The following is a 20999-nucleotide window of genomic DNA, read 5'->3' as shown; positions in this document are numbered from 1 at the left end:
GACAGCTTCCGGGCCCAACTCCTGGGTCTTGTATAAGATTCATGCGATTGCCCTGGCCGAGCTGCAGGGCGGCACCCGTGGAGCGGAAAGGTTGCTAAACTAGCCCCGTCCTCGTTCCGCAACCGCCGTTCCGCCAATGCTTCCACTTCTCTCCCGCACCTGCCTCTTTGCCGTGATCGCCGCGCTGTCGGCGTGCGCCACCCCCGACAAGGCTCCTCCTGCGGATCGTGGAAGAGCCGGCGCCGCCGAGGAGCCGCCACGGGCGAAGGTGCAGGTCGGCCGTCCGGGCAGCGGCAAGGTGACGCCTTTTGCCGATGACCCCGCGAGTAGAACGGTTTATTTTGCTTTCGGCGATGCGACGATCGACAGCCAGGCTGCCGAAGTCATCCGTCAGAATGCACAGAAGCTGAAGGAAGACCCCCAACTCGTCGTCGTTCTCGTCGGCCACACCGACAATCTCGGCAGTGCGGCCTTCAATCTCGCGGTTGCCGACCGGCGCACCGAAGCGGTCAGCGACAGACTGCGCGCGCTCGGGGTCGCGCGAAACCAGATTCGCAGGTTGCCCGTGGGCAGCGAGGAAAGCACCAAGACGAAATGCGACAGTGAGGGCTGCCGACGGACGATGCGCCGGGTCGATCTGATCTACGAGTGGCGCTGAGAGGTTGTGAGGAAATCGTCGCGAGCAGGCCGGGATGCCCGGCGCCAGGGAAGGAGAGGGTTCCTTCCTTTCCCTCCTGGAGCGAACGACGAGACACATCCGATGGATGGGCGAGAACCGGGCGAGTGGGCAACGGCGCAGATTGGCCGAGCAGTAGACTCGTTCACGACCTCCGAACAGCCGGGCGAGTTCGGCGAGACCTTGTTCTCCGAGATCTGGTGAACCAGGCGCCGGGCGCGTTCGCGGAGTCCTCTGGCCGGCCGCCGACGATCACGCCGGGGTCTGCCAGACGTTGCGGCACCACGTTTCGCGCACGCCCCACGACGCGAGTGCGCCGAGCCAGGCCGTGCCGCAGAGGAGCAACAGGCCGGCGCGGAAGTCATCGGCGCCATAGAGCGGCGTGCCAGCAGCCGTCAGGGCGCCTCCCCACGAGCGATCGATCACCCAGCCGACCAGTGGCTGCAGGATCGCAGCAGCGAGGAATCCTCCCATGTTGATCACGCTGGTCGACATGCCCGAGAGCAGGGGCGGATTGAGCTCCTTGGCGCAGGCCCAGGTCAGCGTGAAGCCCGCGGTGAGCAGGCCCATCAGGGCGAACAACACGTACGTCAGGCCGGCGGGCAGGGTGCCGGCCGACAGCCAGACCAGCCAGATCGCCCCGTAGAGCTGACTGGTCAGAACGAGCACCGGCTTCCTTCTGCCAATGCGGTCCGAGAGCGTGCCGATGATCACGCAGCCGAGAGCAAAGCCGGCGAAGTAAAGACTCACGTGATTGGCGGCAGTGGTGCGGCTCATGCCATGGACCTGGGTCAGCCACGGCGTGGCCCACAGGCCGGCGAATGCGAAAAAACTTCCCGAGACGCCGAAGTTGACGCAGGCGACTGGCCAGGTCTCGCGGTTGCGGAGCACGGTGAGCAGCCCGGAAAGCACGACCGTACGGTCGAAACGCGCCTTGCCGGCCCGCGGGGCCGACAGTCTGTTGTGCTCATTCGGCGACTTCTCGCCGAGCAGACACCAGCAGCCGATCCCGAGGAGCAGCGAGACGACCGCCAGGGCGACGAACACCGAGCGCCAGCCGGCGACCTGGGCCACCCACGAGAGCGGTGCGCCGGCGAGAATCGACCCGAGGTTGCCGATCAGCATGCTCAGTCCGACCAGGCTGGCAAAGCGGCCTTCCTCGAACGAGACGGCGATGATCTTGAGCATGGCGATGAAGGTCACCGAGACGCCAAGCCCGACCAGTGTGCGGCCGAGCAAGGCCACGTCGAGGTCTGGTGCCAGGCCGAAGAGAAGGCTCCCGAGTCCGCCAACGATCCCGCCGACGAGCAGGACGAGTCGTGGTCCGAGCGTGTCGACGAGCATGCCGGTCGGCACCTGCATCACCGTGTACACGTAGAAATAGGTTGCCGCGAGCACGCCGAGCGAAGACGCCGTGGTGCTGAAAGCGGCGACCAGATCCTGGGCAATTCCGGCTGGGGCGAAACGCTGGAAGAACGAGAGCACGTAGGCGGCAACGACGGCCGCCAGGATCAGGACGCGCCGATGCCCGGGTGCCTGGCTCATCGGCGGTCGCCGGCATCCATCCCGGCGTCACCGCGTAGGCTGCGCGTTGCGCCGGGGCCAGGCACGCTGCTCATCCCGAGAGACCGTTCACGAAACCCCCCGGGCGGCGAGATCACGGACCAGCGCTCGGTCGACCTTGAGGATGTGGTTGACCAGCCAGTCACGGATGAAGCCCATCAGCTCGACCGAGATCGCTCCTCCCGACTCGTACTGCCGCCTGAAGCGCGACACCTCGTCGATCAGCTTGCGATGTGCGGCCAGGTGCGCTTCCCGGTCCGTGTATCCGTGCTTGTCCATCAGCTTTTCCTCGAAGCCGAAATGGCTCACCGTGTAGTTGACGAGTTCTTCGAGGATCGACCCGCAGGCCGCTCGACCCGCCCCGGAACGCATCGCGTGATTCAGGCGGTTGGCGATCTCGATCAATACCTGATGTTGTCGGTCGATCTCGGAATGCCCGACGGACAGTGCGCTCGACCATTCGATCAATGGCTTCGCAGCCGTCGGAGCCTTCGCTCGCGATGGCGCGATGGGCACCGGTACGTCACCGATCCGGAATCTCTGAACCATCGAGAACATCTCGCTCGAGGCCTGCTCGAGTTCGGCGGCCGATTGCAGCGACTGCCTGATCACGCTCTCGGTCTGACCGGAAGCGCTCATCACCTCATCGACGTTGCTGACGATATCCTCGATTCGCCGCGTCTGATCGCGCGTCGCCTGCGACAGCGCCTGCATCTTCTCGAGGGTCTCCCGTGCCTGTTCCTCGATCGCGTGCAGCGTGTCTGCAGCCGACTTGGCCTGGGTGACACCGCTGGCGATCACCGGCGCAGCGGCCTTCATGCCTTCGACCGCGCTCTCGGTATCGGTCTGGATCCCGTCGAGGATGCCCCCGATTTCACTCGTTGCCTTGCCCGTCCGCTCGGCGAGCTTGCGCACCTCGTCGGCGACGACTGCGAAGCCTCTGCCCTGTTCCCCGGCCCGCGCCGCCTCGATTGCCGCGTTGAGCGCGAGCAGGTTGGTCTGGTCGGCGATCTCCTTGATCACCCGGGCCATGTTGCCGATCTCGCCGGTGCTGGCGACGAGTCTCGACACCTGGTCCGAGGAGACGGAAACCGTGCTGGCGATGGCCTGCATCTCGACGGCCACTTTCGCGGCAACGTCCGCGCCGTCACGAGCTCTGCGGGCGACCTCGTGAGCGCCTTCCTCGGTTGCCCGGACCAGACCGTTGACCACCTCGACGCTCGCCGAAACGTCGGTGATCGCCGAACGGGTCTGCCTGACCGCTCCCGCCTGCACCTGAGTGGCGAGATTTATTTCGTTGGACTCGGCCGACAGGCGTTCGATGCTGGCCTGTACGCGGCTCGCGTTGGCGAAGATCGCGCGCAGCATGTCCTTGAGGCTGGTCTGCATGTGCGACAGCACATAGAGCAGGCTCTCGCGGTCGTCGGGCTTTAACGGCACCTCCTGGGTCAGGTCTCCCTCGGCGATCCTGTTCGAGACGCGCAGCGCGACGCGAGGCTCTCCGCCAAACTCGCCGACGATGCTCTTGCGCACCAGCCAGGTGGTGAGCAGCAGAACGCCGGTGGCGACAAGGGCGAGTCCGAGGCTGATCAGCGCCTCTTCCCGGAAGATCCGGTCCACGTCGTCGATGTAGATTCCGGAGCCGATCACCCAGCCCCAAGGCTCGAACTTCCGGACGTATGAAAGCTTCGTGAACAGCTCGCTGGTCACGCCGCCACCGGCCAGAGGCTTCGGCCAGAGGTACTCGACGTAGCCCTCGCCGGCCTTGTCGACGACTTCGTTGAAGGTGACGAAGAGATTCCGGCCATCGGCCGGAATCCGTTCGCCGTTGCGTCCTGGCTGCAGCCAGACAGCCTTGTTGAAACGCGTTTCGTCGAGCACCTTGCCGTCGAGCGAAGGGACAGTCGGATGCATGACCATTCTCGGTACCGGTTTGCCGAGGTCGTTGATCCAGAAGTACTCGGACGACTCGTAGCGCAGGCGCCGGATTGCTTCGATCGCCCGCTGCCGGGCCTCATCCTCGCTCAGCGTGCCGGCCTTCTGCAGGTCGTGGTAGTGTTCGAGAACACCCGTTGCTGCTTCGACGAGGTGGCGCGTCTTGATCTGGCGGTCCTGATAAAGCAGACCGTGCAGCGACCACAGACTTTGCCAGACGATCAGCAGCATGGCCAGAAAGGCCAGGACCGCCAGCAGCGACAGGCGGTTCATCAGGCTCAGGCGACGCAGAGCAGCAATCATTTCGATCCCTCGAGCGTTTTCCAGTCACCAGCGATCCTGGACCAAGCCGGAAAAATTTGCAATATCAGGGACGTGGCCGAGAGCTGTCAAGCGGATGAGGGGGCGTCACCCTGGCCATCCCGCCCGGCGACTGAGCGGACGAGCCCGGACAGCCCTCTTCGGTTGTCCGGGCTGCATCCCGTGCGGGGCTACATGCTGCGTCGGTACTGCCCCCCGACCTCGTAAAGAGCCTGGGTGATCTGGCCGAGCGAGCAGACGCGCACGGCATCGATGAGCAGCGCGAAGACGTTGCCGTTCTCGATGACCACGTTTTGCAGATGCTCGATCATCGCACTTGCCGCGGGGGCGTTGCGGCTCTGGAAGTCACGCAGGCGGGTGAGTTGTGATCTCTTTTCCTCCTCGGTCGAACGGGCCAGCTCGATCTCGACCTGTGCGTCGCCCTTCGGGTTGCGGAAGGTGTTGACGCCGACGATCGGGTACGATCCGTCGTGCTTGCGATGTTCGTAGTACAGCGATTCCTCCTGGATCTTGCCTCGCTGGTACCCCGTCTCCATCGCCCCGAGAACGCCGCCGCGCGCGGCGATCGCCTCGAACTCCTTGAGTACCGCTTCCTCGACGAGGTCGGTCAGTTCGTCGATGATGAACGAGCCCTGATTCGGGTTTTCGTTCATCGCCAGACCCCACTCGCGGTTGATGATCAGCTGAATGGCCATTGCCCGGCGAACCGACTCCTCGGTCGGCGTGGTGATCGCCTCGTCGTAGGCGTTGGTGTGCAGTGAATTGCAGTTGTCGTAAATGGCGATCAGCGCCTGCAGCGTGGTGCGGATGTCGTTGAAGGCCATTTCCTGGGCGTGCAGCGACCGTCCCGAGGTCTGGATGTGGTACTTGAGTTTCTGGCTGCGCTCGTTGGCGCCGTAGCGGTTCTTCATCGCCACCGCCCAGATCCGTCGGGCGACCCGGCCGATCACCGAGTACTCCGGATCCATGCCGTTGCTGAAGAAGAACGAAAGGTTCGGAGCGAAGTCGTCGATGTGCATGCCGCGGGCGAGGTAGGCCTCGACATAGGTGAAGCCGTTGGCCAGCGTGAAGGCCAGTTGCGAGATCGGATTGGCGCCGGCTTCGGCGATGTGATAGCCGGAGATCGATACCGAGTAGAAGTTGCGCACGTCGTTATGGACGAAGAACTCCTGGATGTCGCCCATCATCTTCAGCGCGAACTCGGTCGAGAAGATGCACGTGTTCTGACCCTGATCCTCCTTGAGGATGTCGGCCTGGACCGTCCCGCGGATGTTGCTCAGTACCCAGGCGCGGATCTTGGCAGTCTCGTCCTCGGTCGCTTCTCGACCGTTGTCCCGGCGGAACTTGTCGACCTGCTGGTCGATCGCCGCATTGAAGAACATCGACAGGATGATCGGCGCCGGGCCATTGATGGTCAGCGACACCGAAGTCGTCGGGGCACACAGATCGAAGCCGTCGAAGAGGACCTTCATGTCGTCGAGCGTGGCGATCGAAACGCCCGAATTGCCGACCTTGCCGTAGATGTCCGGACGGTCATCGGGATCGCAGCCGTAGAGCGTGACCGAGTCGAAGGCCGTCGACAGGCGTTTGGCCGGCATGCCTTCGGAAACCTTCTTGAACCGGCGGTTGGTCCTGAAGGCGTCGCCTTCGCCAGCGAACATCCGTGTCGGATCCTCGTTCTCGCGCTTGAAAGCGAAGACGCCGGCGGTGAACGGAAAAGACCCGGGCACGTTCTCCTTCATCAGGAAGCGGAGCACCTCGCCGTCGTCCTTGTAGGTCGGCAGCGACACCTTGCGAATCCGTGATCCGGAGAGCGAGGTGCTGGTCAGCTTCGTGCGGATTTCCCTGTCGCGGATTTTCACGACGTACTCGTCCTGCGCGTAGAGCTCGGCCGTCTTCGGCCACATGTCGAGCAGCTTGCGTGACCGGGCGTCGAGCTGCCCGTCCTTCCATGAGATCATCTCGTCGAAATCGCCTGCAGCCTTGCCACAGGCCACGAAGAGCTCCTTCGCCGTGCGCAGCGCCTGCCGCTGGCGAGCGATCTCCGACTGCTCGGCGGTGTGCTGATGGTACTTGCGCAGCGTCTCGGCGATCTCCGCGAGATAGCGGACGCGCTGTGCCGGGACGATCGCCCGCTGGTTCGACGACTGGCGCACCGATACCTGCGGCAGCTTGCCCTTCTTGAGCTTGAGGCCGAGTGCGTGCAGCCTGGGGACCATCGCCTGGTACAGAGCGGTGAGTCCGTCGTCGTTGAACCGGGCGGCCATCGTGCCGAAGATCGGCATTTCCTCGGGGCTCCGGGCGAAGGCCTCGTGGTTTCGCTGATACTGCTTGCGCACGTCGCGGAGTGCGTCCTCGGCGCCCTTGCGATCGAACTTGTTGATCGCCACGAAGTCCGCGAAGTCAAGCATGTCGATCTTTTCGAGCTGCGAGGCGGCGCCGAACTCGGGGGTCATCACGTAGAGTGAAACGTCGACCAGCGGCACGATTGCGGCGTTGCCCTGGCCGATCCCCGAGGTCTCGACGATCACCAGATCGAAGCCCGACAGCTTGCAGGCAGCGATCACCTCGGGCAGCGCGGCGGACAGCTCCGAGCCCGTCTCGCGCGTCGCCAGCGAACGCATGTAGATGTTCGGATGCTCGATCGCGTTCATCCGGATCCGGTCGCCGAGCAGCGCACCGCCGGTACGCTTGCGCGAGGGATCGATCGAAATGATCGCCAGTTTGAGCGCGTCGCCCTGGTCCAGCCGGAAGCGGCGGACGAGTTCGTCGGTCAGCGATGACTTGCCGGCCCCGCCCGTACCGGTGATGCCGAGAGCCGGAACCTTGAGCCCTGCCGCCGCGTGGACGATCTTCTTGCGCACTGCTTCCGGGTACGCCCCGTTCTCGAGCGCGGTGATGACCTGCGCCAGCTTCCGTCGGTCGCCGGCCTTGAGCGCGGCGAGTACGGCGTCCGCGTCCTGCGGGGCGAATGGGGAGAGGTCGAAATCCGACTTGGTGACGACCTCGTTGATCATTCCCTGCAGCCCCATCGACTGGCCATCCTCGGGCGAGTAGATGCGCGCCACGCCGTAGGCGTGCAGATCGGCGATTTCGCTCGGCACGATCACCCCGCCGCCGCCGCCGAAGACCTGGATGTTGCCGCCACCGCCTTCCTTCAGCAGGTCGATCATGTACTTGAAGAACTCGACGTGTCCGCCCTGATACGAAGTGATGGCGATTCCCTGCACGTCTTCCTGCAGGGCGGCGTTGACGATTTCCTGCACCGAGCGGTTGTGCCCGAGATGGATCACTTCGGCGCCCGTCGCCTGGAGAATCCGGCGCATGATGTTGATCGATGCGTCGTGTCCGTCGAACAGTGAGGCCGCGGTGACGAAGCGCACCTTGTGCTTGGGCTTGTAGGGCAGAAGCTTCTTGCTGATGGAAAGGTCAGTCATGTCGTTGGGCTCCACGAAGATCAGGAAGGTATCGACGATCTGGAATCGGCCAGGGCTTCACATGGTAGGAAGTTGAGCGCAACAAAGCTACTACCCGGAATGCCGCTGATCGTGTAAATATTGCCAACTTCAAATCCTTCATCAATACACAGCTTTGCGCGAAAGGCCGACTTCCCTTCGGGACAAGACTGCCAATGCCGCCAACGCCCAGGATGTGACGGGCCGTTTCTCGAGTCTCGTCTCGGCTCCGTCACGGGCGACCGTTGCGGTCGCTTTCGTCCGCGGAATGCTCGCCGGCCTCGGCGAGGCGCAGAGAGATGCGCGGCGTGTCCTCGAACAGGCTCACATTTCGCCAGGGGTGCTCGCCGATCCGCAAGCGCGGGTTCCGGTCGAGCGCTACGCGGAACTCTACAACCTCGTCTGCCGCGAGCTCGACGACGAAGGCTTTGCCTTGTTCTCGGTTCCGCTGCGCAGCGGCTCCTTCGAGTTCCTCTGCCGCAGTTCGATAACCGCGCCGACGCTCGCCGTAGCCATTGATCGCAGCGCGCGCTTTCTGCGCCTCGTGCTGCCCGACCTGGCCGTTCACCTCGACAACCAGTTCGACGAGGCCTGTCTTCGCATCAGCGAAGTCCGTCCGCTGAAGAGCGGACGCGTGTTCGCTTTCGAGTGGCTGCTGCGGCTGCTCCACGGCCTGTTCTCATGGCTCGTCGGACGCAGCATCCTGCTCGACTCGGTGGCCTTTCCCTACCCCCGCCCGGAGCACGCGACGGATTATTCGCTGATCTATACGGCCCAATCGACTTTCGATTGCGATGTCCTCTGCGCGCGCTTCTCGTCGAGTCTGCTCGAACTGCCGATCCGTCGCGACGAGGCGGCGTTGCAGTCCTTCCTCGAGGGCGCACCGGGCAAGCTGACGACACTCTATCGCCGTGACCGCGAGACGGTTTTGCGCGTGCGCAACGCGCTGCGCGACGGATTGCCGTCGGCGACCTCTCTCACCGACGTCGCGCGCGTGCTTCACCTGTCGCCAAGGACGCTGCATCGTCGGCTCGAGCATGAGGGATCGAGTTTTCAGACGATCAAGGACGCACTCCGTCACGACCTGGCGATCAACCGGCTGGTCAAGACCCACCACTGCGTTGCCGAGGTCGCCGCCGAGCTCGGTTTCGCGGACACCGCAGCGTTCTATCGGGCGTTCGTGCGCTGGACGGGAATGTCTCCGGCCCAGTACCGCCGTCGGTGGCTGCCGGCTCCTCCTTCACGCGTCGGCGGATCGTCGTGAAACGAGGCGGATCGTCGTGAAATGAGGATGCCGGCCACGCTGCCACGCACGGCTCGGGCCGGCGCAGCACGGAACCAGCCCGGTCGATCGGCATCGGCGATGATGGCCTGGCTCGCCGCGTGCCAGGAGAGGCGACCCCGGATCACCTCTCGGTCATGAATCGCGTCGCGTTCTCGAGGTCGGCCTGGGTGCTCCCGCTGTACAGCGCATTGACGAACTTGCGCCAGATCAGGTCCGGCTCTCCAAGCCGGAAGCCATACATGCCGTCGCCCGATTCCCTTGACGCCGAGACGTGGATTCGCGATACCTCGGCCGGCCCGAGCTGGATCGTCACCTCTCCCCAGACGTTGATCGGTACGGCGGCGAGGGCGTGGGCCCGAAATCCGTAACGCGACAGCTGGACGACCTCGAGATTCACCCGGCGTTCGGCGCCCTCAGGGGTGACCACCGTAAACTTTGCCGGACAGCGGACCGAGAAGCGGCGGTGGCGCCGGCGCACCGCGACGTCATGAGTGTTTTCGGACAGTGCAGGGAGAACGGCGCGGTACGCCGGCAAATCGTAGATCGTGTGCAGCAGGCTCTTCTTGCGGTCGCTGAGCTGACTGAAGACTCGGGTTTGCTGATTGAAGAAATAGTCGAGCAGTTCAGGGGTCAGGACTGGGTCATTGGTCGTGTAGAAGCGTCGTGGCGGCAGTTTGATGTTCGGCAGCCTGACCTGCGTGAAGAAGGCGTACAGGTTCCGTTTGGGTGGTTTCGACGCGTAGTGCTGTCTGAAGATCTCGGGAGCCGTTCTGAGATCGAGCGTCGCCCCGACCGCCGGAGCGCCGTTCACGAAGTCGTAGTTCTCGACGACGTTTGCCGACAGGCGAGTGAAGAAGAGGAGTGACTCATACATCTCGATGTGGCTCGGGTTGACCGCGATGACCAGATGACGAGTGTCGAAAAAGGTCGTGCAGTACTCGTACATGAACTTCATCAACGGGAAGAGTATGCTTCCACCCGTCTTGCGGAAACGCCTGTCGATGGCCAGCGCCGAGACTTCCGCGATGTTGCCCTTCTTTTCGCGCAGGGCATTGAGATCGAAGATTCGCTGCAGCGGAAAGCCGAGGACACTCTCGCGGATCAGGGACAAGGTGCCGACGACCTCGCCGTCGTACTTCGCGCAGAGCGTGGTTGTCGTCGGCAGGGCGTGATAGATGGTCACCCGCATTCCCGACGGATCAGGCTTCATGAACTTGTTGCCGACGTAGGCGTCATGGAGGAGCGTGAAACAGGCCTCGAGTTCTTCCCTGGTTTCGGCGATCTTCAGCACGAGTCGCTCGCTGGGCTCCGGGTCGCAGTCGACGAAATTCCGGTAGACAGCGAACCGCCGCTCCCTCGGGAGAACGTTGAACAGTCTTCTCACGGTCGCGCCTAGCGCTCTGCGTACCGGCAAGACTAGCTTTCTGATCATTCCCACTCCCTCGGCACCGGCAACGCGCTCGCTGGCAGCGCCTGTGCCGGCGAAACGAGTTCCGCCGTGGTCCGGACAATCACCTGGCCCTGCCGTGTACTCTACCTAAATCCGGGCGAAAGGTGCAGAATCGTCGCACTGGCTGGCCGGAAATTGCGTCGCACCGAGACAAAGGAGCGCGTCGCGGGCTGTCCCGGCCATGCCGCGCTGCCGACCGTTCGAGGCGCGGTCCCGGACTGGGGCGCGACGATCCTTTCACCGCCCGGGGAACGCCGCGCTCGAACCGGTTCGGACGAGCGTGCAGAAAGATTCCGGTGGCCGGGCGTTGCGCACAGAAAGTACTTGACCGCCGCGAGGTTTTTCTTCGACAGTTTACGTCTGTCTCGCCGGGAATGCTTCGCCTGGGGAGCGGATGCCCTTCATTCAGGCGACCGGACAGAGTTCCGCCGAAGCCCCTGGCGCAGGGCCCGACCAGGCGCCGCAGCTGGATCAGAGGAATGACGAGGATGAAACGAGCCCCACGTTTCTGCATTGCCGTGCTTCCCGGAGATGGTATCGGGCCGGAAATCATGGCCTCGTGCCTGCAGGTCCTCGATGTGCTGCAGGACCGGCTGGGTGGCCTGAGCCTCGAATTCCGGCATCTCGAGGGCGGTGCAGCGCATTACCAGAAGACCGGTTGCGCGTTCTCCGAGGCCAGCATGGACGTGTGCAGGAAGGCCGACGCGGTTCTGTTCGGCGCGATCGGGCTGCCGCACGTCCGTTACCCCGATGGAACCGAAATCACGACCCAGTGTGACCTGCGCCGCGACATGGATCTTTACGCGGGCATCCGCCTGATCCGCAGCTATCCAGGGCTGCCGCGCGTGCTCGGCGACAAGCGCGCTGCGCGGATCAATCTGGTCGTCGTCCGTGAACAGACCGAAGGCCTGCTCTGGTCTCGGGGACGAGGCCTGCTCGAGGACGACCGCGTGGCCCGAGACACGATGCTCGTGTCGCGTGACGGGAGTCGCCGGGTCTGCGAGTTTGCCTTTCGCGTTGCCGAGCGGCGCGCGCAGATGCGCCGCCGGCCGGCGAAAGTGACCTGTGTCGACAAGGCCGACGTTCTGTCGTCGATGGCCTTCTTCCGGCGCGTCTTCTGCGAAGTGGCCGAGCTGCATCCGGAAGTGGCCAGCGGCTGTGCCTACGCCGATGCCACGGCGATGAATCTGGTCAGATTCCCGTGGGAATTCGATATTCTGGTGACCGAGAGCGTACTCGGGGGAATATTCTCGGACCTCGCCGCCGGGCTGGTCGGCAGCCTGGGGCTCGTGCCGTCGGCAGACATCGGCGAGAAGCATGCGGTATTCCAGCCGGCGCACGGCAGTGCCCCGGACATCGCGGGTCAGGGAAGCGCCAACCCGGTCGCGCAGGTCCTCTCGGCCGCTCTGATGTTCGACTGGCTTGCCGAGCGTCACGCCGAGCCACGGCTGGCGCACGGCGCGCGAATTCTCGAGCATGCGGTCGACAAGGCGCTGGCGACTGTCTGCCCCGTGGAATTCGGTGGTCAGGACGGGACCTCGGCGATCACCCAGGCGATCATGGCGCAGATTCGCAAGTCGTGACGACGATGCCTTCGCCTCCCGACAGCCGTCCCGCGCTGCTTCCGGCGATCGAAAGACTGAGTGGCGGCGACCCGCACTGCGCGGTCATCTGGCTGCACGGGCTCGGGGCGGACGGGCACGACTTCGAGCCGATCGTCGATGAGTTCGATCTCGCCAGACTGCCGCCCACCCGCTTCGTCTTTCCTCACGCGCCGATGCGCCCGGTGACGATCAACGGCGGTTACGTGATGCGTGCCTGGTATGACGTGGTGTCGGCAGATTTCTCGTCCGGGCGCGAAGAGGCGAACCAGCTGCGCGAGTCGGCCGCGCGGATCAGCGCACTGATCACGCGCGAGAACGAGCGCGGAATACCCGACCGGCGGATCGTGCTCGCCGGCTTTTCCCAGGGCGGGGTCCTGGCGCTGCATGCCGGCCTGCGTCACCCGCGCCGGCTCGCCGGCGTCGTCGCACTCTCCTGCTACCTGCCGCTGCCCGACACGCTGGCCGCGGAAGCTGCTCCCGAGAACGCCGATCTCCCGCTGTTCATCGCTCACGGTCGGGCCGACCCGGTGATTCCCTACGACTACGGGGCGTCGTCGGCCAGATTGCTCAAGGCCTGCGGCTACCCCGTGCACTGGCACGCTTACCAGACCGCGCACGGCGTCTGCGCCGACGAACTGCAGGACATCGAGAGCTGGCTGGCCGTTGCGCTCGGCGAAGCCGGCTGACTCCCTGCGCACGGTTCGCCGTCGGTGCTCGCCGGCCTTCGTTCTCGACGCCGTGGCGAGACTTGGCTAAACTCTCGCCATAATCCACGTATGGTCAGGGGAAATCGGATGCGCCGGGTGATCTTCAATCAGAAGGGCGGGGTAGGCAAGTCCACGATCGCCTGCAACCTGGCGGCGATCGCTGCTTCGCGCGGCCGGCGGACGCTGCTCGTCGATCTCGATCCGCAGGCCAACGCCTCCCGTTACCTGCTCGGCGCGACACTCGATCAACAGAAGAAGACGCTCGCCCATTTCTTCGACGAGATGCTCGGCTACACGCTCTTTCCGCAGCCGCTCGACAGCTACGCGGTGGCTACGCCGTTCGCCAACCTGGCGGTCATCCCGTCCGACCCGCGGCTCGAGGAAGTGCAGTTCAGGCTCGAGTCGCGCTACAAGATGTTCAAGCTCCGCGACGCGCTCGACAAGCTCGGCGGCTACGACGAAGTGTTCATCGACACGCCGCCGGCGCTCAACTTCTTCACCCGATCGGCGCTGATCGCCGCCGACACCTGCCTGATTCCTTTCGATTGCGATGACTTTTCGCGCCGCGCGCTGTATTCGCTGCTCGACAGCGTGCGCGAGATTCAGGGCGATCACAATCAGCGCCTGCGCGTCGAGGGCATCGTCGTCAACCAGTACCAGGCGCGTGCCAACCTGCCGTCGCGGCTGATCGACGAACTGCGCGCCGAGGGACTGCCGATCCTCGATGCCTTCCTCTCGGCCTCGATCCGCATCCGCGAGTCGCATCACCAGGCGTTGCCGATGATCCATCTCGATCCACGACACAAGCTCACCGCCGAGTTCAGCGCGCTCTACGATCTGCTGGCACAATAGGCCGTCCGCTTCTTCCGATCGTCAGCCCTGGCCCCTCGATGGACGCGCGCCTCCGCTTTGCCGTCTCGGTGGTCGTCCTCGGCCTGCTGATGACCGGACCGTTCGTGATCACTGCGGCGCTGATCTGGGCCAGTGCGCAGCCGGCCGAAGAAGCGTTGCTCGTGCAGTTGATCGTCCCGCACCTTCCGCTCGGTGCGCTGATGACGACCTTCGGGTTCATCGTCGGCCTGCTGGTCATCCGCCATCTGTTTCGCCAGTACGTGCAGGGCCTGCTGAGGATGGCCGAGAATTTGCACCTGATGCTCTCGGCGAACCGGAACTTCCGGGTCACTCCGGAGGGCCCGCCCGAAGTGCAAGTGCTCGCGCGCGCGATCAACGACCTCGGCGAGCAGCGTGACCGGCTGATGGACGACGTCGATGCTCAGGTTTCGGCGGCCAAGGCGTCGGTCGAGGAAGAGAAGAACCGCCTCGCCGCGCTGATGTCCGAACTCGCGCAGGCCGTCGTGGTGTGCAACCGGGACGGCCGGATCCTGCTCTACAACAGTCGGGCGCGCCTGCAGTTCCGCGCGTTGGCTCAGGGAAGCACCGCGGTCTCGGGCGGGGCGCTGATCGGCCTCGGGCGGTCGATCTTTTCGGTTCTCGAACGCAGCCAGATCGACCACGCGCTCGAAGTCGTCCGCCAGCGGTTGGGCAAAGGATCGGCGACGGCGATCGCCAACTTCATCACTGCGGCTCGTGGGGGGCAGCTGTTGCGCGTCCAGCTCGTTCCGGTGCTCGCCACCGGGGATCCGGGCCAGTCGGAGATGCCGATGAGCGGTTACGTGCTCACCGTCGAGAACATCACCCGGAACATCGAGCTCGAGTCGAGGCGCGATCAGGTGCTGCAGTCGCTGACCGACGGCACCCGCGGCGGTCTGGCCAACATTCGCGTCGCCGTCGGCAACCTGATGGACTATCCGGACATGGAAGCCGAGATCCGCGAGCGCTTCGTCGGGATCATCAGCGACGAGGTGCTGCGCATGAGTCAGCGGCTCGACCTGACGATGAGCGAGTTCGCCGACACGCTCAAGACGCGCTGGCCGGTCGAGGACGTGCAGGGAACGGACATCCTTGCCGCCGCCCAGCGGCGGATCGAGGAGCAGTTCAAGGTCGCGACGAGGACCGAGGACCTCGACGAGAACCTCTGGCTGCGTGCGGAGAGCTTTTCCCTGGTCCTCTCGATCTGCTCGCTGGCCTCCCGTCTCGTCGATCACTACGGAATCCGCGAACTGCGCTTCAGGCTGCTGCCCTTCGGCACCCTTGCCTACCTCGACATCATCTGGACCGGTCACGCGATGTCGCTGGAGACCTTCTACACCTGGGAGGCCGAGCCGATGCGGGTTGGTAACGAGGTGTCCCCGCTGTCGCTGCGTGACGTGATCGACCGCCATGGCGGAGAGGTCTGGTACGAACGCGAGAAAGCCGCGCAGCGCTGCTTTTTCCGCTTCGTCCTGCCCGTCGCGGCGCCACAGACGCGGGCGCCCGGAGAGGTCGCCGACGCTGTCGGTGTGCGTCCCGAGTACTACGACTTCGACCTTTTCCGTTTCCGGGACCAAAGCATCGATCTCGACCGGCCGCTCGCCGACCTGAGCTACACGGTCTTCGATACCGAAACCACCGGCCTCGAGCCGGCGGCAGGCGACGAGATCATCCAGATCGGCGCGGTGCGCATCGTCAATGGGCGTCTCCTGCGTCACGAGAACTTCGACCAGCTCGTCGACCCGGAGCGCTTCCTGCGCCCCGAAGGGGTCCGCGTGCACGGCATCACCGATGACATGGTTCGCGGTCAGCCGCTGATCGACGCCGTGCTTCCGGCCTTCCACGACTTCTGCAGCGACACCGTCCTCGTCGCGCACAATGCCGCCTTCGACATGCGCTTCCTGCAGCTCAAGGAGGAGCGCACCGGCGTCTCGTTCAGCCAGCCGGTGCTCGATACGCTGCTGCTCTCGGGTGTCCTGCAGCCGAATCAGGACTCGCATCAGCTCGACAGCATCGCCGAGCGTCTGGGCGTGACCATCGAGGGACGACACAGCGCGCTCGGCGACGCCTGCGCAACGGCCGAAGTCTTCCTCAGGATGCTGCCGCTGCTCGCGCAGGCTGGAATCGTGACGCTGCGCCAGGCGCTCGAAGCATCGGAGAAGAGCTACTTCGCCCGGCTGAAGTACTGAGGCCCTCGCTGAGGCGCCGGGGCAATCGGGGACAGACCACGTTTTTCGCTCCGACTCCGGGCGGCCCCGGTGTGTTCGGGCAGCAGCCTCCCACCCCCCCGAGGCATTCCTGCTTGCCGATCACTCTGCTCCGCAGAAGCCAGGCGCGATATCAGGATCTGCTACTCAGATCCAGCGTCGGAGTCATCGAATCGACCGGCGAGACGGTTAAGCCGTAGTACTCGTCAAACCACCTGGTGTGCTCGTGAAGGGCGTGGACGAGCAGCGCCCGGACATCTGTGCTTTGCGACACGGTCACGGTGCGATTCACGGCGTCCCTGAGCAACGCTGCGCCCAGGCTGATTTCTTGCGACCGTCGATCGACCGCGATCCGTGCCAGAACCATCACCGGGATCGGATCAGGCCTTACACGTTCGGGTGCCAGCTGATGCGAGACGGCACCGGCTGCCGTCACCTGGTGCCCGTAAACGCGCCCTTGCCGATCGGCGAAGACGAAGCCGCGGCTGGCACCGCCAAGCTGGGTTGCCATCTCTCGACGCTTGAGCCAATCGTCCAGAACGTGTTCACCACAGCAAAAGTCATCGATCCGGTGAGCTGTGGAGAGCGGTTGCGGCGCCGAGAGATCGACGCTCATCCCTCGTCCCAGGACGCCTTGAGCGCGAGCCGTCGATCGAGACCTTCGCTGGGCCTGGGTGGCGCATTGAGCAGATCGAGGAACTGCTGGAACTTGCCGGCATCGAGGCTCAAGCGAGCGCGGTTCACCAGGATGGCTTGGGTTCGCTCACAGGCGGCCTCGAGGATGAAGTCCCTGAGCGCCGGCAGCGGTGGCCGGGAAACCGGCGCGCCGGACCGAGCGGCGACGCTGCCGGGCGCCCTGCGCAGCTGGCTGCCCGAAGAAGCTATCGCCCGACATCGACGACGACGCGTCCGCGGACCTTGCCTTCGAGCAGGCGCGCGCCGACCTCGACGGCTTCCGACAGGCCAATCTCGCTGGTCATCGCTTCGAGGCGGCCGATCTCGAGGTCCTGCGCCAGGCGCGCCCACGCCGTCTGGCGCACCGAGAGGGGAGCCATCACGCTGTCGATGCCGTAGAGTGTCACGCCGCGGAGAATGAACGGCGCGACCGTCGCCGGAAAATCCATCCCGCCAGCGAGACCACAGGCGGCGACGGCGCCGCAATAGCGCGTCGTCGCACAGGCGTTGGCCAGCGTGTGGCTGCCGACCGTGTCCACGACGCCGGCCCAGCGTTCCCTGCCGATCGGCTTGCCGGGTCCCGAGAGCTCGCTGCGCTCGATCACTTCGGCGGCGCCGAGCGCCTTGAGGTAGTCCGCCTCGGCGGTGCGTCCGGTCGACGCGACGACGCGGTAGCCGAGTTTGCCGAGCAGCGCGGTGGCCACGCTGCCGACCCCGCCGCTTGCGCCGGTGACCAGGATCTCGCCGTCGCCTGGCCGGACACCGTGCCTCTCGAGCGCCAGCACGCAGAGCATCGCCGTGTAGCCGGCGGTGCCGATGGCCATCGCCTGACGCTCCGTGAAGGCGGCCGGCAGGGCGACGAGCCAGTCACCCCTGACGCGGGCGATCCCGGCGAGCCCGCCGCAGTGCGTTTCGCCGACACCCCAGCCGTTGAGGATCACGCGATCGCCGACCTTCCAGGCGGCATGGCTGCTCTCGCTGATCGTACCGGCGAAGTCGATTCCCGGGATCATCGGAAAGCGGCGGACGACCGGTGCCTTGCCGGTGAGCGCCAGGCCGTCCTTGTAGTTCAGCGTGCTCCATTCGACGCGCACGGTCACGTCGCCCTGCGGCAGGATCGCTTCGTCGATCTCCTGGAACCGGGCCCGGTAGCCGGCTTCGTCCTTGGTGATCAGGATTCCCTTGAACATGGTGAGGCTCTCCTCTGGTGAGTGAAACGGTAAGGAAGTTTCGCTGGCTGGTGGCTTGGGCGACCAGGCCTGGTGGCTCGCGCGGTCGATCGGCGCTACTCGATGGCCGGCGGGAGTGCCAAGTGTGTTCATGGGCTTGAGCGCTCCACGGACGAGGATCGATTCAGCTGCGCCACGCTCGATGCCTCCGACGCCATGCCTTCGGGGGTGTCCGCACGGATCGACTCTTCGCTCGTCAGAAAGGCCGCAGCGCGGTGAGCCAGATCAGCAGGACGGTCGCGAAGACGCCGGCCTCGCTGGTCGCGGCAACGAGCAGTCCGACTCGGCTCGCCCGTGCCGGAGCCAGCACACCGGCGACCAGGAAGGCCAGCGCGAACGCCGGTGCGACGAGGATCCTGAGCACTGCCAGAGCGTCCCACTGGTGCAGGATCGATCCCGGATCGGCGGCCCGCGCGCCGAGATAGACGGCGAGTGCCGCGAGACCGCTCGCCACGACGGCCGATGCGGCGAGCAGCAGGGCGATCCAGAAGACGCGATACGTTCTCAGGAAGAAGAGGGCGGCGGCGGTCGGTGGAATGGATGCGATGCTGAAGACGGCCAGGAACAACAGGCCGTCGCCGAAGGCGTGCATTCCGCCCGAAGCGTCGCGGTCCGGACCACTGGTCCACAGCACGTAGACCGCCACCACTGCCGAGGCGACGAGCAGGGCCAGAGCGTAACCGGCGACCGTCACAGCGACCTTGGCGAGGGGCCCCATCGTGCCGGCGTTCATCTCAGTTGGGTGCCCTCGGCCAAGGCACCGGGTCGCGCGGGCGGGCCACGTGCGTCACGCCGAGAGGCGTGTCCCTCAGGCAAGTTCCAGGTTCTTCAGCAGCGGTTGCCACTTGCGCAGAGCGATCTTCTGGAAGCCGGCCGGCTTGGGATGCAGTTCGTTGGCCCAGTCCGCTTCGGCGAGCGTGTTGCGGCTGTCGACGAGGAAGATCCGCTGCGGGTCGATCCGCGTCAGATCCTGGAGCGTCACGGTCAGGCGATCGATCAGATGACGGATGCACTCGTGCTGCAATCCCGCGGGGACCCCGGCATTGTCGAGCGCCGGCTTGAGCCAACTCCCGCGGTTGCCGAACACGCCCTTGCCAGTCGGAAAGGCGTAATCGTAGTCGTGCATGACCACCTTCGACCGGCTGTCCGTGGAAGCGAGGATCTGGCCGATCAGCGCCCGGTAGCTTTCGGCGGTTTTCCTCAACAGCCAGTTCAGCGTCCTTTCGCCATCGCCACTCCTGAAGCAGTCGCCGGCGTTGGTCGCCTTGCGGCAGTCGCCGTTGAGCAACGGCAGCAGGTCGTTGATCCCGGCGAAGTCGTTGCCGCCGCCGCTGATCCATACCGACGAGAGCGCCGATCCGTGGAGGCTCAGTGCGGCCCTGACCGACTTGGCGTACTTGCCGTACACGTAGTCGAAAGCTTCGGCGCCGTTGTTTCCGATGGCCAGGATGTAGTGTTCCTTGCTCGCGACGACGCGGCCGAGCGGGTTGAGCAGCGACCCGCCAGGGAACGGATACCAGAACCACGAATCGCCGATCGCCAGGATCGACGGCATGTGGTGGTCGCTCTGCATCCGGTTCCAGTCCCAATAGACGTTCTCGAAATTCATCCCTTGCTCCCGTCGAAAAGGGCAGCGCACCGAAACATCAGCAATGCGCTGCCGATGAGGCTTCGCGTCTCGCCAGCCGGACGACTTCTTGTTCCGGCAGTGGGCCGGCGTCGTCCAGTCGCAGTATAGACTCGCCGCTGCCGGTGTGCCGGTCGAGTCGACACCGGTCGTGCATTGCTCGGGCTTCGCCGATCAGGCGAAGTCGTTCTCGAGCACGACTCGGTAGCGCGCCTTCCCCGAGGCCAGATGCTGCAGCGCTTCGTTGACCCGGCTCATCGGAAAGTATTCGGTGATCGGTGCGATCCGGTGGCGGGCGCAGAATTCGAGCATCCTGCGGGTCGTCGCCGGCGATCCGACCGGCGACCCGGAGACGCTCTTCTGGCCGCCGATCAGCGCGAACGCCGGAACCGGGATCGGCGACGGCACGGCTCCGACGACGTGCAGACGGCCTCCAGGCGCCAGCGTGCGCAGGAAGAGCGACCAGTCGAGGTCGGCGTTCACCGTCGACAGCACGAAATCGAGTGAGCCGGCGAGTGCTTCGAGCTGCGCGGCGTCGGTCAGGTTGACGACCCGGTGGGCGCCCATGGCCAGCGCCTCGTCGCGTTTCGCGTCGGTGGTCGTGAAAGCGGTGACCTCGCAACCCCACTTGTTGAGGAACTGCAGCGCGAGATGCCCGAGTCCGCCGATGCCGATCACGCCGGCGCGGTCGGTTGGGCTGACACCGAACTCGACGATCGGGCCAAAAACCGTGATTCCGCCGCAGAACAGCGGCCCGGCACTGCGGGGATCGACGCCGGCCGGCAGGCGGAAGGCCCACTCGCCGTTGCAGCGGACCTTGTCGGCGAAGCCGCCGAAGCGGCCGACGATCGTCTGCTCGTTGTTCCGGCAGAGGTTGTGGTGACCGCCGAGGCATTCGTTGCAGGTCATGCAGCAGCCGCTGAACCAGCCGAGTCCGACGGTGTCGCCCGTCTCGAGGTGCCTGACGTGGTTTCCCTTGCGGGCCACTCGGCCAACCACCTCGTGCCCCGGAACGAACGGGTAGGCACTGATCCGCCACTCGTCGTCGAGCATCGACAGGTCCGAATGGCAGACTCCACAGGCGAGAACGTCGATCTCCACCTGGTGCGGCCCGAGTTCGCCGGGGTCGTAAGAGAAAGGTTTCAGCGGGCCGCCAGCTTTATCGGCGGCGTAGGCTCTGATCATCGACGGGGCTCCGGAACGGGGAAGGCGAAAGCGGCGAAGAGCGCAAGGCGCGGCCGCTGGTGCGGCCTGGCCAGCGCTTGCTGGGGGGCGTCTCGACATGGGCCATGCTATACCATTTCAGGGCGCCTTTCGAGAAGCGCCAGCGCATCCGGGCGGCTGCGCTTGATCCACATCAACGCCGTCGCCCGCGCGCCGCCGTGTAATATCGGC

The 20999-nt window shown here is 65.1% G+C and carries 16 protein-coding genes; 6 read left to right on the top strand and 10 right to left on the bottom strand.

Annotation, left to right across the window (positions count from 1 at the left end; translation table 11 throughout):
• The first annotated feature begins 136 nt into the window (after positions 1 to 136).
• Positions 137 to 658 (top strand): OmpA family protein, encoded by a 522-nt coding sequence (locus NFW05_RS04550; RefSeq protein WP_295303051.1) that lies wholly within the window; start codon positions 137 to 139, stop codon positions 656 to 658.
• Between the two features lie 270 nt (positions 659 to 928).
• On the opposite strand, the gene NFW05_RS04545 is transcribed toward NFW05_RS04550, so the two are convergent.
• The 3 genes from NFW05_RS04545 to icmF form a co-directional block, all read right to left on the bottom strand.
• Positions 929 to 2221 (bottom strand): MFS transporter, encoded by a 1293-nt coding sequence (locus NFW05_RS04545; RefSeq protein WP_295303050.1) that lies wholly within the window; start codon positions 2219 to 2221, stop codon positions 929 to 931.
• Between the two features lie 87 nt (positions 2222 to 2308).
• Positions 2309 to 4477: a bacteriohemerythrin gene (locus tag NFW05_RS04540; protein WP_295303049.1), complete on the bottom strand. Its 2169-nt coding sequence runs from the start codon at positions 4475 to 4477 to the stop codon at positions 2309 to 2311.
• A gap of 188 nt (positions 4478 to 4665) precedes the next feature.
• Positions 4666 to 7932, bottom strand: a complete 3267-nt coding sequence (gene icmF / locus NFW05_RS04535; RefSeq protein WP_295303048.1) for a fused isobutyryl-CoA mutase/GTPase IcmF — start codon at positions 7930 to 7932, stop codon at positions 4666 to 4668.
• Positions 7933 to 8146: 214 nt separating this feature from the next.
• On the opposite strand from icmF, the gene NFW05_RS04530 reads away from it, so the two are divergent.
• Positions 8147 to 9214: an AraC family transcriptional regulator gene (locus NFW05_RS04530; protein WP_295303047.1), complete on the top strand. Its 1068-nt coding sequence runs from the start codon at positions 8147 to 8149 to the stop codon at positions 9212 to 9214.
• A 142-nt stretch (positions 9215 to 9356) separates the two neighbouring features.
• Here NFW05_RS04530 and NFW05_RS04525 read toward each other — a convergent pair whose 3' ends face one another.
• Positions 9357 to 10667 (bottom strand): hypothetical protein, encoded by a 1311-nt coding sequence (locus NFW05_RS04525; protein WP_295303046.1) that lies wholly within the window; start codon positions 10665 to 10667, stop codon positions 9357 to 9359.
• A gap of 506 nt (positions 10668 to 11173) precedes the next feature.
• On the opposite strand from NFW05_RS04525, the gene NFW05_RS04520 reads away from it, so the two are divergent.
• The 4 genes from NFW05_RS04520 to NFW05_RS04505 all read left to right on the top strand — a co-directional run bounded on the left by NFW05_RS04520 (position 11174) and on the right by NFW05_RS04505 (position 16055).
• Complete coding sequence (locus NFW05_RS04520) at positions 11174 to 12268, top strand: isocitrate/isopropylmalate family dehydrogenase (protein WP_295303045.1); 1095 nt, start codon at positions 11174 to 11176, stop codon at positions 12266 to 12268.
• A 5-nt stretch (positions 12269 to 12273) separates the two neighbouring features.
• Entirely contained in the window at positions 12274 to 12975 is a 702-nt protein-coding gene (locus NFW05_RS04515; protein WP_295303044.1) for an alpha/beta hydrolase-fold protein, read from the top strand.
• Between the two features lie 108 nt (positions 12976 to 13083).
• Entirely contained in the window at positions 13084 to 13848 is a 765-nt protein-coding gene (locus NFW05_RS04510) for a ParA family protein (protein ID WP_295303043.1), read from the top strand.
• Positions 13849 to 13886: 38 nt separating this feature from the next.
• Complete coding sequence (locus NFW05_RS04505) at positions 13887 to 16055, top strand: exonuclease domain-containing protein (protein WP_295303042.1); 2169 nt, start codon at positions 13887 to 13889, stop codon at positions 16053 to 16055.
• 151 nt (positions 16056 to 16206) lie between these two features.
• Here the strand turns inward: NFW05_RS04505 and NFW05_RS04500 are convergent, their stop codons facing one another.
• The 6 genes from NFW05_RS04500 to NFW05_RS04475 form a co-directional block, all read right to left on the bottom strand.
• The gene (locus tag NFW05_RS04500; RefSeq protein WP_295303041.1) at positions 16207 to 16689 is read right to left on the bottom strand and encodes a GNAT family N-acetyltransferase; all 483 of its coding nucleotides are present in this window, start codon (positions 16687 to 16689) and stop codon (positions 16207 to 16209) included.
• Positions 16686 to 16856: a DUF1778 domain-containing protein gene (locus NFW05_RS04495; protein ID WP_295303052.1), complete on the bottom strand. Its 171-nt coding sequence runs from the start codon at positions 16854 to 16856 to the stop codon at positions 16686 to 16688. The genes NFW05_RS04500 and NFW05_RS04495 overlap by 4 nt, the downstream gene beginning before the upstream one ends.
• A gap of 98 nt (positions 16857 to 16954) precedes the next feature.
• On the bottom strand, positions 16955 to 17938 hold the full coding sequence (locus NFW05_RS04490; protein WP_295303040.1) for an MDR family oxidoreductase: 984 nt from the start codon (positions 17936 to 17938) through the stop codon (positions 16955 to 16957).
• Between the two features lie 235 nt (positions 17939 to 18173).
• Positions 18174 to 18710 carry a hypothetical protein gene (locus NFW05_RS04485; protein WP_295303039.1) on the bottom strand — a complete coding sequence of 179 codons (537 nt, stop codon included), beginning with the start codon at positions 18708 to 18710 and terminating at the stop codon, positions 18174 to 18176.
• A gap of 75 nt (positions 18711 to 18785) precedes the next feature.
• Entirely contained in the window at positions 18786 to 19586 is an 801-nt protein-coding gene (locus tag NFW05_RS04480) for an SGNH/GDSL hydrolase family protein (protein WP_295303038.1), read from the bottom strand.
• A 192-nt stretch (positions 19587 to 19778) separates the two neighbouring features.
• Positions 19779 to 20789: an NAD(P)-dependent alcohol dehydrogenase gene (locus NFW05_RS04475; RefSeq protein ID WP_295303037.1), complete on the bottom strand. Its 1011-nt coding sequence runs from the start codon at positions 20787 to 20789 to the stop codon at positions 19779 to 19781.
• Between the last annotated feature and the right edge of the window lie 210 nt (positions 20790 to 20999).

This window comes from Accumulibacter sp., from assembly GCF_023806625.1.
GTDB lineage: Bacteria > Pseudomonadota > Gammaproteobacteria > Burkholderiales > Rhodocyclaceae > Accumulibacter.
The sequence above is the reverse complement of the archived record's forward strand: the minus strand, read 5'-3'. Positions and strand labels throughout refer to the sequence as shown.